This is a genomic window from Iodobacter arcticus (genome assembly GCF_042664895.1).
GTDB classification, from domain to species: domain Bacteria; phylum Pseudomonadota; class Gammaproteobacteria; order Burkholderiales; family Chitinibacteraceae; genus Iodobacter; species Iodobacter arcticus.
In genome coordinates this window covers 87,380-101,699 of sequence record NZ_JBHTBQ010000009.1, presented here as the reverse complement: position 1 = coordinate 101,699, position 14,320 = coordinate 87,380, and the positions used below count along the sequence as shown (strand labels likewise).

The following is a 14,320-nucleotide window of genomic DNA, read 5'->3' as shown; positions in this document are numbered from 1 at the left end:
AAACCCAGAAATAATTGCTAGAGTGCCTGTCGCGTTTCTATGCAAATAGTCTTAAAATACATAAGCATAAAACTGAATTCTGCTTTTTATCCCCAAACGGCCTCGTTTTTTGGCCACTACAAGGAGATTCATGAATACAAGTCCCCAACCCCGCTTTCATCACACCTTAAGCATGCCAGTGTTTTTACCCAGCATGATTTTAATTGGCATTTTGCTCGCCATTTGCACACTTAACCCACAGGCCGCTGAACAACTTTTCTCGCATGGGCAAGTTTGGATCACGCAAAACTTCAGCTGGTTTTATATTCTTTCTGTGGCTGTTTTTGTCATCACCCTCGTCGCCATCGCTTGCAGCCCTTACGGCAATATTCGCCTAGGGCCGGACGATGCCAAACCCGAATACAACTTTACCTCTTGGGTGGCCATGCTATTTGCCGCTGGCATGGGTATTGGTTTGATGTATTTCGGCGTGGGCGAGCCGATGCAGCATTATTTATCGCCGCCACTGGCCCAAGGCAGCACCATGGCTGCCGCCCGTGAAGCCATGACCATGACGTTTTTTCACTGGGGCTTTCATGCGTGGGCGATTTACTGCCTTGTTGGCCTTGTGCTGGCCTACTTTGGCTTTCGCTACAATCTGCCGCTGACCATTCGCTCCGGCCTCTACCCAATTTTACGCGACAAAATTAATGGCCCAATCGGCCATGCCGTCGATGTATTTGCGCTTTGCGGCACTATTTTCGGGATTGCCACCACGCTGGGCTATGGCATTTTGCAAATCAGCGCCGGTCTGCATTCGCTTACCGGCTGGGATACTTCTAATCTGCAATTTCAGTACGGCCTGATTGCTGTGGTGATTGGCCTTGCGGGCTGGTCGGCTGCATCGGGCTTGGATAAAGGCGTGCGCCGCCTGAGCGAGCTTAATTTAAGCCTCGCCATTATTCTGATGCTATTTGTGCTATTTGCCGGGCCAACGCTGTTTTTACTTGGCGCATTTGGCGACAATATCGGCCATTATTTCTCTAGCCTCGTCGAGCTAACTTTCCGCTCTTATACCTACGAGCCTACACAAAAAGAAGGCTGGTTTAGTGGCTGGACGCTGCTTTACTGGGCATGGTGGATTTCTTGGTCGCCCTTCGTAGGGATGTTTATTGCGCGAATTTCCCGTGGCCGTACCTTACGTGAATTCATCATCGGCGTGATGCTGATTCCTGCGCTGTTTAACTTGATATGGATGACGATTTTTGGCAATACCGCCATCTGGCTGGATATGCATACCGCTGCCGGTGCGCTATCGCAAACCGCGGGCAATGTGGATGCGCTGCTATTCAAATTCTTTGAATACCTGCCACTGGTAAAAGTCACTTCATCAATCACCATCCTGCTGATTGCCGTGTTTTTTGTCACCTCGGCCGATTCGGGCTCTTTTGTGCTTAACACCATCGCCACCCGTGGCGCAGAAAAATCGCCTGCTTGGCAAAGCCTGTTTTGGGCTGGCCTACTCGGTGTAACTGCTGCGATTTTACTGACTACCGGTGGTTTAAAAGCACTGCAAGCCGTCACCTTGATTGCCGCCCTGCCGTTCACGGTGATTATGCTGCTACTCTGTTTTAGCCTGTGTAAAGGCTTAGCGGCAGATAGGCAGCACTTCTCGCAGAAATTCTCACCTGGCACCACCTTCTGGACAGGCCAACACTGGCGAACCCGCCTTGCACAAATTCTGCATGAGCCCCGCCTGAGTGATGTCGAAAAATTCATCACCAAAAGTGTTGAGCCTGCGCTGAATGAAGTCGCCACCGAGCTACAAAAGCAAGGTCTGAGTGCCTCGGTATTACACGGGGACGATGGCGCGGTTTCCTTGATTGTTCCCCAAGCGAATCTGCGTGACTTTGTTTACGGTGTGCGACCTTTAAAACAGCCAGTGGCTACTTTTGCCCTACGTGACGCATCGTTACCGATGTCGAGCAGGCCGCATCACTATGTGCCCATCACCTTCTTTGAAGACGGCCGCCAAGGCTACGATGTGCAATATCTGATCCAGCAAGAGCTGATTGCCGATGTGCTCAAGCAATACGAGCGTTATTTAAGCTTGGTGCAAAATCAAGATACGCATCTGCTGAATTCTGCACCTGGGCATACTTAAAATGATTACCGCCGCATTACACTCGGAATGCGGCGGTATTTCATGCTAATTTATTTTTGAATCCACCATTTAAACAGACTATATAAGTCGCGTAATTAAATTAGGCGGTATCGTGCTTGATCAGTGGAGTGTGTACCTATTGTTTTCTAAATCGGGCCGGAGAGGATAAATTGATTGATACAGCAGCTATGAGCTATAAGAATATCGACATCCCCATCCTACCTATAAGGAACAAAAGTAAAATTAAAAAGAATATTCGAATAAAACCACTTCCATAGCGTAAGGCCAAAAAAACACCCGTGAGAGAGCCCGCGATATTGCATATAGCAACCACACCACCTATTTCCCATAAAACATTGCCGGATGGGATAAAAAACAACAGCGCGGCGCTAAATGTTCCTAAGTTAACCAGCTTTGCTGAAGCTGAAGCGTTCAGGAAGTCGAATCCAAAAAATCTGACAAAAATAAAAAGTAGTAAGCTACCACTGCCTGGCCCAAATACCCCATCATAGAAACCAATTAAACCTCCAAAAAACACCCCCAGAAAAATCTCTTTTTTTCCGCAGCGTATGTTAGTACTAAATCGTCCCAAATCTTTTTTAATAAATGTATAGCTAGCCATGACGATCAAAATTACAAAAACAACATATTCCATAAGTCGTTTGGGAATTAAGGAAACAGAGAGAGCTCCAAGGAAAGCGAATATAAATGCTGAAAACATCGTTGGAAGCATGAGCTTCCATATGATTTTTATTCTTTTTAGATAAGTGAATATTGAAGAAAAGTTACCTGCTAATACAGCTAACTTATTAGTTCCAAAAACCGTTGCCAAACTGTGTTGGGGCAGAGCGTGTAAGAGTGCCGGCACCTGTACAAGCCCCCCGCCGCCAACAGCTGCATCAATCAGCCCACCACAGAAAGCAAAAAAACCCAATGCAGCTAAAGTACTTTCAAAATCCATATAAAATATCCGGTACGGATTTGAGTTTTTGACTGAGCATTATGATTTCCTTTCGATATGAGGTCTGTGATGCCCTGAATTCTGCAGTCAATTTAGTGCGGTATCCATCGAGGTTTCCCTTGGCACGATGGTGACTGTCTCATCCGGAGAGAGCAACCTTCACTTTTGATGCGGAGCTTCCAGAATAAAAGTTGCGGACGGGTTAGTTATTCGACATCAAAGCTGCATGCAAAGAGTCAAAAGCTTTTCCAACGCGGCTGTTGTAATCAAGCATTATTTCTTTCAGTCGATCTATTTGAAATGTCAGGTCGACCGTTCGACCGTAAGCCTGTGCAGCGGCTAATGCATGCAAGCCATGTTTGTTTTCTACCTCTCCAGCATGGCCCAAAACGTATCCTTTTGCATTGCGTAAGTTCTGAGGGTTGCTAGCCAACATTGGATTTATAGACAGAAGTTTTTCTTCAATGTATTGAGCTATGAAGTTATATTCTCTTCCATTCCAAAGTTCGGAGGCGATGGAGACCATCATGGCATCCATAATGGATTGTTTGTGCTCAAGGGAGTTCATAGGTGACTTATATTCCGCCACGCCTGTTTTGTAGAGGAATTCAGAAAACTCGTTACATTCATTAACCTTATATTGGGCCTCTACCCAGCCTGGCGCCTCAAAGGCCGCTGTCAGATAGCTGTACATGCCATCATGTCCCTTATGCCCTAGGCCAAAATCATCTTTCGCAACCTCATGCATGTGAGCCATAACTTTATGATAGCCCCCTTGGTTTTCGGCAGGCACAGATAGTGCGTCTGCAGACAGACGCATGATGATTTTTGCGGAAACTAAGCTCGTTGTTTTATGGGTTTCATTCCATCCATTAAAGAACTTCAAAACACCGGCATCAGCTTTGTCTTTTTTCAAAAGTGCATTGAATGCGTTTTCAGCCCAGGACTGAGCTTCTTGAGTGACTGAATGGCACAGCACCTCTTCCATGGCATTTTTAATTTCAACTACCTGCTCAACTTGTACGGAAAGAGGCTCCCTCTGGAGGCTTTCGAGGATAGCCCTGCCTGGTATTTTCAAACCTCCTAGATGCTTGGATAATGCCTCAATGAAAGTTTCACCGAATTTTTGCATTGACTTATTGTTTTCAATAACCTCAAAACGACTTTGCAATGATGCTGAGTTCATAATTTCGCCTTTTTTTATCCACTAGGGTTTATTTGGTTAACCCCAGTAAAATTTTTTACATAGGACCAGATACGCTAATGCTATTGGCTTGAAAGCTTAGCAACAAGTAACTTATAATGACTTAATCATTCATTTTTAGTGATCAATTAAGATGGAGCTTTCCCAATTAACGATGTTTAAAGTGGTTGCCGAGCAAGGAAGCATCATTCAGGCGTCTAAATTACTGCACTGCGTTCCGTCAAACATTACGAACAGAATTAAGCTTTTAGAAAAAGAGCTTGGAGCACCCTTGTTTATTAGAAAGGGTAGAGGGCTTGTAATTAGCCCTTCGGGATTGTTATTTCTAAGCTACACAAATAAAATTTTGTCTTTGTGCCAAGAGGCTCGTAGAGCTCTCGATTCTGAGTCAGAACCCTCTGGATTACTGAAGATTGGTGCAATAGAGTCTTCTGCGACCGGCAGACTGCCTAGTATTTTATCCAGATATCATCAGAGTTATCCCTCGGTAAAAATGGAGTTCAGTACTGGGATCTGGTCGCAATTGTTAAGTGACGTTGTTGCGCATAAACTAGATTGTGCAATCATTGCGGTCAAAGATGAGTGCCCAGACATTGAGCGCATGGAAATATATAAAGAGGAGCTTGTGTTAATTGCCTCGCCAGCGATGGGCGAAATAAGCACTCCGCAAGACTTGATCGGAAAAAATATATTTATGTGGCCAGAAGGGTGCCCCTACAGGAAATCCCTTGAAGGTTGGCTAAACGAACATCAAATACCTACTCCAATAACTAACATAGCAAGTTATGGCACCATTCTTGGGTGCGTTAGTTCTGGCGCAGGAGTTTCTTTGGTGCCCAAAGGAGTATTTGAGCAGTTCAGAAGGATTGGCAGTATAAGTGGATACTCATTCAGTGGCTTGATGCCGATACAGAATTACTTTATCTGGAACAGACATACAGGGTTTCATCGTGCAAAAGATAAATTTTCAGAGCTACTGAAAAATGAGTTCAAAGATGTCTAGACAATAGGTGAAACAATAGCGACAACAATAGGGGACTGACCTGTCCTGACAACCGTAGACACGCCTCACTCAAATTCCAACCGCTTGCCTGCTGATCTTTTGTGCAAACGCGACCGGAGATAGATTACCCAAGCGTGTGTGGCGCCGCTGGTGATTGTAAAAAATTTCGATGTATTCTCGAATCGATACTTCTGCCTCAAACCGGCTGCCGTAACTGTGATGGTGCACCAACTCATTTTTCAAACTATTCCAAAAGCTTTCCATCGGCGCATTGCCGTAGCAGTTCCCACGCCGCGACATCGATGCCTGCAAACCAAACTGCTCAATCAGCTTCCGATAGCTATGCGAACAATACTGGCTACCCCGATCTGAGTGCAGGATTAAGCCGGCTTGCGGCCGCTTCCATTTCACGGCTTTCTACAGCGCTTGGCCGACTAATTCCTGAGTCATACGTGATCCCATGGCATAGCCGACAATCTCGCAGGTAAAGACATCCTTGATACCTGCCAAATACAGCCAGCCTTCACCCGTCGGGATATAGGTGATGTCACTCACCCAGACTTGATTCGGCTCAGTGGGTTTAAATTCCTGATTTAGCAAGTTATCTGCAACCGGCAGAGCATGGTTTGAGTTCGTCGTAGCTTTGAATTTACGCTTTTGGATGCAACGAATGCCTTCTTCACGCCGCAGCCGGGCGATCCGGTCACGACCCGCCTTAATGCCTTCTTCTGCTAGTTCATCCTGCAAACGCTTGGTGCTATAAGTCCGTCGAGTCTTATTGTGTGCGGCCCGAATCTCTACCCGTAAACGCTCATTCTCTAGCGAACGGCGGCAAGGTGGTCGCTTCTGCCAGGCGTAAAAACCACCGCGAGATACCGCCAAAGTCTGGCACAACAACTTGACTGGATATTGAGATTGCCATTGCTTCACGAACACGTACCGGGCAGTGACTCCCTGGCAAAGTACGCTGTCGCTTTTTTTTAAGATATCGCGCTCTATTCGGGCTTCGGCCAGCTCTTTGCGTAATTGCCAAACCTCGGCCATCAGGTCAGCGGCACTGGGTATCACGGTCGGTGTAGAAGGGGTTTTGACTACTTTGCGGGCTTGTGTGACTCAATACGCCAGCGTGCTCTGCTTCATACTCAAACGTGCTGCGGCCTCGGCCACTGAAAACCCTTGCTCAAACACCAGCTTGATCGCTTCCGCCCGAAATTCCAGCGTATGGCTTTGCGTTATTCTTTTGCTCATTTCTCACTCCTGTTGGTTCAAAGTTTACCAAACAAGCGTGTCTACGGAATTCAGACTACCTCATCGAATCGAATCGAATCTTCCAAATGTGCAACTCTGCTCGTCATACTTTATCATTAAGAAAAAAAGCAATTATCCATTGAACAGCATTGGGGAACAGCATTGGGGACAGACCACAGTTAATTTGCTGAATAGCGCGCCTGGCCCCCCCCCCCTTTAGCCCAAAGAAAGCCTCGCTCATATTTGAGCGGGGCTTTATGGCGTTTAAATACCCCAAAATCATAAGTAATGTGCACATCAGTTTGTACATGTAAAAATTGACAAGCGGCGCCTAAGTGGTTAAATTTCGACCACTAAAGAGGAGAGAGTACCTAGGGAAAACCCTTGGTGCCGCCGAAGGCGCAACGCCCGCGAACGCTCAGGCAAAAGGACTCTTTGGCATCAACACTCTGGAGAGTGGCGTGCACAACGCCCACCGAAGGGGCTAACAAAACGGATCGTCATGAACCGTTTTGGAATCTCTCAGGTACCAAGGACAGAGGGGCCGCTGCATATAAGAAGCCTAATCGGCTTGCAGCGCTATGCCCGAGAGCGCCATGTCCGCCCAACTCCACACTACCCCACTCAATGCTGCCCATCGTATTGCCAACGCCCGTATGGTCGATTTTGGCGGCTGGGACATGCCCGTAAACTACGGCTCGCAAATCGAAGAACATCACGCCGTTCGCACCGATGCCGGCATGTTTGATGTGAGCCATATGCGTGTGGTGGATATCAAGGGTGAACAAGTTCGCGCCTTCCTGACCCGCGCCATCGCCAATAATGTGGCCAAGCTTAAAGTTTCCGGCAAAGCGCTCTATTCTTGCTTGCTCAACCCACAAGCTACCGTCATCGACGATTTAATCGTTTATTTCTTTGCCGAAGATTACTTCCGCCTTGTGGTTAACGCGGGCACGGCTGACAAAGATATCGCATGGATGCAGCAGCTTAATACCGAATGGAATACCGGCCTCACCATTACCTCCCGCAATGATTTAGCTATTTTGGCCGTACAAGGCCCCAATGCCCGCGCTAAAGTTTGGCAAGTTTTGCCAGAAACCCAAGCCGCCAGCTCAGACCTCAAGCCTTTTAATGCTGTGCAAATTGGCGACATCATGATCGCCCGCACGGGCTACACCGGCGAAGACGGCTTTGAAGTGGTACTGCCTGCTACGCAAATTGAAAATTTCTGGAATCAACTGATCTCCGCTGGCGTTCGCCCATGTGGCCTTGGCGCACGCGACACGCTACGCCTAGAAGCCGGTATGAATTTATACGGCCAAGATATGGACGAAACAGTGAACCCGCTGAATGCGGCACTGGCCTGGACGATTGATCTGGTTTCCGAGCGCGATTTCGTCGGTAAAGAAGCCCTGCTGGCTCAAGGCCAGACCCAACAATTCCTAGGCTTATTGCTGCTAGATAAAGGCGGTGTACTGCGCGGCCATCAAGTGGTGCACACCGAACACGGGACTGGTGAAATCACCAGCGGCACGTTCTCCCCTAGCCTGCAACAATCCATTGCGATGGCACGTTTACCGCTAGGCGTTGCGATCGGCGACACCGTACACGTAGCGATCCGAGACAAAAAACTAGCCGCCCGCGTGGTAAAAATGCCTTTTGTACGCAACGGTAAATCACAGCTTTCATAAAAACCTAAGATCTGTAGGCACAGAGAACACAGAGAAAAACAAAACGAGAACGGAGAGAAAACACACCGTTTAAGCTTTTACTTAATCGGTTTTCTCTGTGTACTCTGTGTTCTCATTTTTTCTCTGTGTCTACAGAACTTTTTGACCTTACACAGCACACAACAACACACCCCATACCGGAGCACTTTTATGTCTATCCCTGCAAATTTGAAATTCACTGACACGCACGAATGGCTTCGTCTTGAAGAAGATGGCAGCATCACCATCGGTATTACCAACCACGCGCAAGAAGCGCTGGGCGATATCGTGTTTTTAGAATTGCCAGCAGCTGGCACACGTTATGCCAAAGATGACGCTTGTGGTGTGGTTGAGTCGGTTAAAGCTGCTAGCGATATCTACGCGCCATTGGCGGGTGTGATTCTGGAAAGCAATGACGACTTGACCAATGCTCCAGAACAAGTCAACACCGACGCTTACGGCGCATGGTTATTCAAAATCACCCCAGACAACGCAGCCGACCTCGATGCCATGCTGAGCGCCGCCGATTACGAAAAAGCCATCAGCTAATAAAACATAAAAACGTCTGTAGACACAGAGATCGGGAAGAACACAGAGCACACGGAGAAAACCTTTAAGGTAAAACCTAATTAACAGCAAGTTATCGCTTACAGCGCTGTTATGGCTAGGTCTTCCTCCTTGTTCTCGCTTTTGTTCTTCTCTGCGTTCTCTGTGTCTACAGATCTTTTTGGCTTATCTTTTTGACCTGCCCCACGTACACTTACGGTTGCCGCCATGACCACTGCATCTCTTAGCCATCTTGAAGATCACGCCGCTTTTGTGGCTCGCCATATCGGCCCTAATGCTGCGGAAGAAGCCGCTATGCTGGCCCTGCTTGGCTACGCTACACGCGCCGATCTGATTAAAAATATCGTTCCTGCCGCCATTCACCGTCAGGATGCTTTGCCGCTGGGTGAATTCACTCAGGCGAAAAGCGAAGCCGAGGCTTTAGCCACGCTAAAAGCCATTGCAGGCAAGAATGTGCTCAAAAAGAGCATGATTGGTCAGGGCTATTACGGCACCCATACTCCGAGCGTGATTTTGCGCAATATCTTGGAAAATCCAGCTTGGTACACGGCTTACACGCCATACCAGCCAGAAATCAGCCAAGGCCGTCTGGAAGCGATTATTAACTTCCAGCAAATGATTACCGATATGACCGGCATGGCGATTGCCAATGCGTCGATGCTGGATGAAAGCACTGCCGCTGCCGAAGCGATGACACTCTTGCTGAGAATGAGCAAAAGCAAATCGACCATTTTCTATGTAGCCGCCGATGTGCTGCCACAAACCCGCGAAGTGATTGCAACCCGTGCAGCGCCACTGGGCATTGAAGTGCGCACCGGTCTTGGCGAAGCGGGTGACGGTTTTGGTGTACTGCTGCAATACCCTGGCGTAAACGGCGATGTACCGGATTATCGTGCTCTGGTCGCTGATTTACACGCCAAGGGCACTTTAGTCGTTGTAGCTGCTGATTTACTGGCGCTCACCCTGCTGGCCGCGCCCGGCGAATGGGGTGCAGACGTAGTGGTCGGCAATAGCCAACGCTTTGGTGTACCGCTCGGCTTTGGTGGCCCGCACGCTGGCTTTTTGGCTACTCGTGATGAATTCAAGCGCTCTATGCCGGGCCGTTTGGTTGGCATTACCATTGATGCGCAGGGCAAAAGCGCTTACCGCCTTGCCCTTCAAACCCGCGAGCAACATATCCGCCGCGAAAAAGCCACATCCAATATCTGTACCGCCCAAGTATTGCTCGCCGTGATGGCCAGCATGTACGCCGTTTACCACGGCCCAAGTGGCTTAAAACGCATCGCTCACCGCGTGCACCGCCTGACCAGCATTTTGGCTGCGGGCTTGACCCAGCTCGACGCTAAAGTACTTAACAGCAACTGGTTTGATACGCTGACGATTTCGGTAAAAGAAGCGGCTGTCGTGCATGCGCTTGCTCACAACCACGGCATTAATTTGCGCGTGATTAACGCGACCACCGTGGGTGTATCGCTAGACGAAACCACCACGCGTGAAGATGTATCGGCGCTGTGGCATGTGTTTGCAGCAGGTAAAACCCTGCCAGCAGTCGACGCCATCGATGCAGAAATCGCAGGTAGCCTGCTAGGCGAGCTGCTACGCCAGTCCGACTTTCTGACGCACCCTACCTTTAACCGCTATCACTCCGAAACCGAGATGATGCGCTACCTGCGTAGCTTGGCAGATAAAGACTTAGCCCTTGATCGCACCATGATTCCGCTTGGCTCTTGCACCATGAAGCTAAACGCAGCCAGCGAAATGATGCCGGTCACTTGGCCAGAGTTTGCCAGCGTTCATCCATTCGCACCTGCGGCACAAACCGAGGGCTATCGCGAAATGATCGCCCAGCTCGAAGCCATGCTCTGCGCGGCAACGGGTTACGCGGGTGTCAGCTTGCAGCCCAACGCCGGTAGCCAAGGCGAATACGCGGGTCTGTTGATTATCAAGGCTTACCACGCATCGCGTAACGATACCGGCCGCGATATTGTGCTCATCCCCGCTTCCGCTCACGGCACCAACCCTGCTTCTGCGCAGATGGCAGGCCTCACCGTGGTGGTGGTGGCTTGTGATGAAGCGGGCAATATTGATCTGGCCGATTTACGCGCCAAGGCCGATAAACACAGCCAGAATATTGCCGCAATTATGATCACCTACCCAAGCACGCACGGTGTATTTGAAGAATCGGTCAAAGAAGTGTGCGATATCGTGCACGGCCACGGTGGCCAGGTGTATATCGACGGCGCAAATATGAATGCCATGGTGGGCCTGTGCGCGCCTGGCCAGTTTGGCGGCGATGTTAGCCACTTAAACCTGCACAAAACATTCTGCATTCCTCACGGCGGCGGCGGCCCCGGTGTTGGCCCGGTAGCGGTAGCAGCACACTTAGTACCGTTTTTGCCTAATCAGCAAAGCAGCGGCTATGTGCGTGGTGAGCAGGGTATTGGCGCAGTCAGCGCAGCGCCCTTTGGCTCGGCAGCGATTTTGCCTATCTCATGGATGTATATCGCCATGATGGGAAGCGATGGCTTAAAGAGCGCGACTGAAGTAGCAATTCTCAACGCCAACTACATCGCCAAACGCCTTGCACCTTTCTACCCTGTGCTTTACAGCGGCCATGATGGCTTGGTTGCGCACGAATGTATTCTGGACCTGCGCCCACTAAAAGACGTCAGCGGCATCAGCAATGAAGATGTAGCCAAACGCCTGATGGATTATGGCTTTCACGCCCCCACCATGAGCTTCCCGGTACCGGGCACGCTGATGGTGGAACCTACCGAAAGCGAATCAAAAATAGAACTCGATCGCTTTATCGACGCCATGATCTCCATCCGCAGTGAAATCGATCGCGTGGTAAGCGGCGAATGGACACTGGCAGACAATCCGCTAGTCAACGCGCCGCACACCGTGGAAGTACTCACCGCTGAAACGTGGGAGCACGGCTACACGCGCGCCACAGCTGCATTCCCGCTGGAAAGCGTAAAACGTAATAAATACTGGCCACCGGTTGGCCGTGCAGACAACGTTTACGGCGATCGCAATCTGTTCTGCGCTTGCCTGCCGATGTCTGATTACGAGTAAACTTTTAAACTCACGAAGCAAAGGCCATCCGCAGGGATGGCCTTTTTTATTTAAAATATCAATAAAATTTATTTGGTTTAGCATTTAACGCATTGCCGCCCCCCAACGCATATATAAATGTGCCCATTGCCACCAATCACTTGAGTTCATCCTGATCAGCAATAAAATGTTCACAATATATAAAATATATTATCTATTCTGATACCAAATAATAATTAAGAATATTATTTGTAACCATATCCATACCCCGCTCAAAGCACTCAGGAGTGCGATCAGCGATATGCGGCGTATGCAATACATTATCAAACTCAAAGAATGGGCTGTGCTGATTTAAAGGCTCGTTTTCAAACACATCCAGCCCTGCTCCTGCGATCCAATTATTTTTCAAAGCATGATAAAGATCTTTTTCCTCATACAAACCACCACGCCCTAAGTTCAGTAAAAAAGCAGAAGGCTTCATACTTTTTAACAAAGCACGGGTAATCATGCCGCGTGTATTTGGAAACAAAGGCAAATGCAAAGAAATAACATCAGAAGTTTTAAATAACACGTCTAACTCTACAAAATGAGTTCTTAGTGTTTCAGCTCTGTCCGCACTAGGGCATCTGGTCCACATACACGTTTCCATGCCAAATGCTTTGGCAAGGTGATTCACCGCAGTAGCGGTATCTCCTGCGCCAACCAGGCCTATTTTTTTACCCTGCAAGCCTAAATTATCCTGTTGAAGCCAAATCCCTTGCCGGGTATTGCTATCATTAACAAGTAACTTTTTTGAAAGCCCAAGCAAAAGAGCAAAAGCATGCTCTGCAACTTCACCCGCACTCACACCCGGCGTATTTTTGATTAAAACACGATCGCTGATTTCTTTTGAAATTTTAAAATGATCAATACCAATCCCAAAATAAGATATTATTTTTAACTGAGGAAGATCATCAAATAAATCCGAGTTAAATAAATAACTCTTTTTTATATTAATCAGCGCATCTGCCCCTGCTAACCGGGCGATTAACTCATCCTGATCGCGGGCAGCAGAGCGATAATGATCAACATCCCCAATTTGATCTAATTGAAAACGACGACTTGTATCAAAAAAGGCCAGAGCCTCATCATCCAAAATAACAATCTTTGGCCTTTTATTAATCATTTATAAATATCGCCCATATTTTTTATGACTTGAATATCATCCCATAATGCTTCATGAGAAGTAGCCAGCAGCTCCAGAACAAAACAAGAATAAAACCCTTCTCTGGCAGGCCCAATCATGTCACCTATTTTTACCCTAAATTCATGATGATGATAACTATTCAGATTTTGAATTGCATCAATATCTTTTAAGCCTAAAAACTCCTTCTTTAGCAAAGGAAAAGGAGTCACAATTGCAAAAGGACGCGGCGCTGTTAAAGTAAAATCAGCTATACACCCTTTTTGATTTTGGTAATACAGTACATTAAGCGGCAGATCATAAGTCATTTCAAGTACACGATTACGATGGGCACCCGGCCGAGCAGCAATTTCTAATAATCGGGGGCCATGCTCTGTGAAAATAAACTCTGTATGAGCAACACACGCACGTAAGCCTAAAGCCTGTGCTCCTTTTTTTGTAAGACGATTAGCCACTTCTTGCTGTGCTTCCGTCAATTTTGTGGGGCAACCACGATAAAAATGATGAAAGTCATTGAGACCCAAATCTTTGCCCGTTATCACATCAACAATTGGAGTAGCGTAAATACGGCCATCCTCAGAAATAATTAGATCCTGTGAATGTAAAGATCCCTCTAAGAATTCCTCGATTTGAATTTCTGGCACGGCATCATCACTTACGCCTATTTTTTGATAATGCGCGCTTAAGCCGCTTTGCATATTTAAAAAAGCAGCGTTTAACTCTTCAAAATGATGGCACTGACTAACAAATAAACTAGCGGCCAAGTTAGTTGGCTTTAAAATCAAGGGGAAACCAATTTTCTCAACTATTTGCTCCAGTTCATTCTGGAGCCGTGTTTTTTCAAATAATGCAGTTGAATACTCACCGATATGCCTAACAAACGCTTCATGCATTTTTGTTTTGTTGGTCACGCACTGTAAACTTTCTTCACTGATAAAGGGCAGCCCCAGCGCCTGAGCAATCACTCTGTGATGAGGTACATACGCCTCCCGCGTATTTAATACCGCATCAATGTGCCATTTTTTTGATATCGTATTTATCAAGCTACTTAACGCTTCATTTGATTCTCTAAAATCGAATTTTTCAATTAACACAAATTGATGATCAACAGGAATGCTATTGATTGAATTGGAATCCAGAATCAAACCAACAGAAATACCTTGTTTGAATAATGTTTCAAACTCACCGTAACGAGCCCCGCCAAGCACCAGACATAAGCTATTTGGAATAATTTCATTTTTCATA

Annotated in this window: 9 protein-coding genes, 1 pseudogene and 2 riboswitches; of the genes and pseudogenes, 5 read left to right on the top strand and 5 right to left on the bottom strand. The window is 47.5% G+C overall.

From position 1 onward, the window contains the following. Nucleotides 1–130 precede the first annotated feature (130 nt). Nucleotides 131–2,143 (top strand): BCCT family transporter, encoded by a 2,013-nt coding sequence (locus ACFQNF_RS05890; protein ID WP_380186872.1) that lies wholly within the window; start codon nt 131–133, stop codon nt 2,141–2,143. A gap of 193 nt (nt 2,144–2,336) precedes the next feature. Here the strand turns inward: ACFQNF_RS05890 and ACFQNF_RS05885 are convergent, their stop codons facing one another. Continuing rightward, nucleotides 2,337–3,104, bottom strand: a complete 768-nt coding sequence (locus ACFQNF_RS05885) for a sulfite exporter TauE/SafE family protein (protein WP_380186870.1) — start codon at nt 3,102–3,104, stop codon at nt 2,337–2,339. A 202-nt stretch (nt 3,105–3,306) separates the two neighbouring features. Continuing rightward, a complete protein-coding gene (locus ACFQNF_RS05880; RefSeq protein ID WP_380186868.1) occupies nt 3,307–4,290 on the bottom strand; it encodes a hypothetical protein in 984 nt (327 codons plus the stop codon). Between the two features lie 151 nt (nt 4,291–4,441). On the opposite strand from ACFQNF_RS05880, the gene ACFQNF_RS05875 reads away from it, so the two are divergent. Beyond that, entirely contained in the window at nt 4,442–5,311 is an 870-nt protein-coding gene (locus tag ACFQNF_RS05875; RefSeq protein WP_380186866.1) for a LysR family transcriptional regulator, read from the top strand. A 69-nt stretch (nt 5,312–5,380) separates the two neighbouring features. Here the strand turns inward: ACFQNF_RS05875 and ACFQNF_RS05870 are convergent. Then, nucleotides 5,381–6,559, bottom strand: a pseudogene (locus ACFQNF_RS05870) (IS3 family transposase). A 348-nt stretch (nt 6,560–6,907) separates the two neighbouring features. Further along, a riboswitch (glycine riboswitch) is annotated at nt 6,908–7,003 on the top strand. A 1-nt stretch (nt 7,004) separates the two neighbouring features. Next, nucleotides 7,005–7,102, top strand: a riboswitch (glycine riboswitch). 53 nt (nt 7,103–7,155) lie between these two features. Between ACFQNF_RS05870 and gcvT the strand changes: the two are divergent. From gcvT to gcvP, 3 genes are all read left to right on the top strand, one after another. Continuing rightward, entirely contained in the window at nt 7,156–8,250 is a 1,095-nt protein-coding gene (gene gcvT, locus ACFQNF_RS05865) for a glycine cleavage system aminomethyltransferase GcvT (RefSeq protein ID WP_380186865.1), read from the top strand. A gap of 189 nt (nt 8,251–8,439) precedes the next feature. Continuing rightward, a complete protein-coding gene (gcvH, locus tag ACFQNF_RS05860) occupies nt 8,440–8,817 on the top strand; it encodes a glycine cleavage system protein GcvH (RefSeq protein ID WP_380186863.1) in 378 nt (125 codons plus the stop codon). 225 nt (nt 8,818–9,042) lie between these two features. Next, entirely contained in the window at nt 9,043–11,913 is a 2,871-nt protein-coding gene (gene gcvP, locus ACFQNF_RS05855; protein ID WP_380186861.1) for an aminomethyl-transferring glycine dehydrogenase, read from the top strand. A gap of 193 nt (nt 11,914–12,106) precedes the next feature. Here the strand turns inward: gcvP and ACFQNF_RS05850 are convergent, their stop codons facing one another. Further along, a complete protein-coding gene (locus ACFQNF_RS05850) occupies nt 12,107–13,057 on the bottom strand; it encodes an NAD(P)-dependent oxidoreductase (RefSeq protein ID WP_380186860.1) in 951 nt (316 codons plus the stop codon). Then, a complete protein-coding gene (locus ACFQNF_RS05845; protein ID WP_380186858.1) occupies nt 13,054–14,319 on the bottom strand; it encodes an ATP-grasp domain-containing protein in 1,266 nt (421 codons plus the stop codon). Before ACFQNF_RS05845 ends, ACFQNF_RS05850 begins: the two co-directional genes overlap by 4 nt. Nucleotide 14,320: the final 1 nt, after the last annotated feature.

Coding starts and splice junctions, on each gene's coding strand:
- ACFQNF_RS05890 (WP_380186872.1), top strand. CDS start 131: ATGAATACAAGTCCCCAACCCCGCTTTCATCACACCTTAAGCATGCCA.
- ACFQNF_RS05885 (WP_380186870.1), bottom strand. CDS start 3,104: ATGGATTTTGAAAGTACTTTAGCTGCATTGGGTTTTTTTGCTTTCTGT.
- ACFQNF_RS05880 (WP_380186868.1), bottom strand. CDS start 4,290: ATGAACTCAGCATCATTGCAAAGTCGTTTTGAGGTTATTGAAAACAAT.
- ACFQNF_RS05875 (WP_380186866.1), top strand. CDS start 4,442: ATGGAGCTTTCCCAATTAACGATGTTTAAAGTGGTTGCCGAGCAAGGA.
- gcvT (WP_380186865.1), top strand. CDS start 7,156: ATGTCCGCCCAACTCCACACTACCCCACTCAATGCTGCCCATCGTATT.
- gcvH (WP_380186863.1), top strand. CDS start 8,440: ATGTCTATCCCTGCAAATTTGAAATTCACTGACACGCACGAATGGCTT.
- gcvP (WP_380186861.1), top strand. CDS start 9,043: ATGACCACTGCATCTCTTAGCCATCTTGAAGATCACGCCGCTTTTGTG.
- ACFQNF_RS05850 (WP_380186860.1), bottom strand. CDS start 13,057: ATGATTAATAAAAGGCCAAAGATTGTTATTTTGGATGATGAGGCTCTG.
- ACFQNF_RS05845 (WP_380186858.1), bottom strand. CDS start 14,319: ATGAAAAATGAAATTATTCCAAATAGCTTATGTCTGGTGCTTGGCGGG.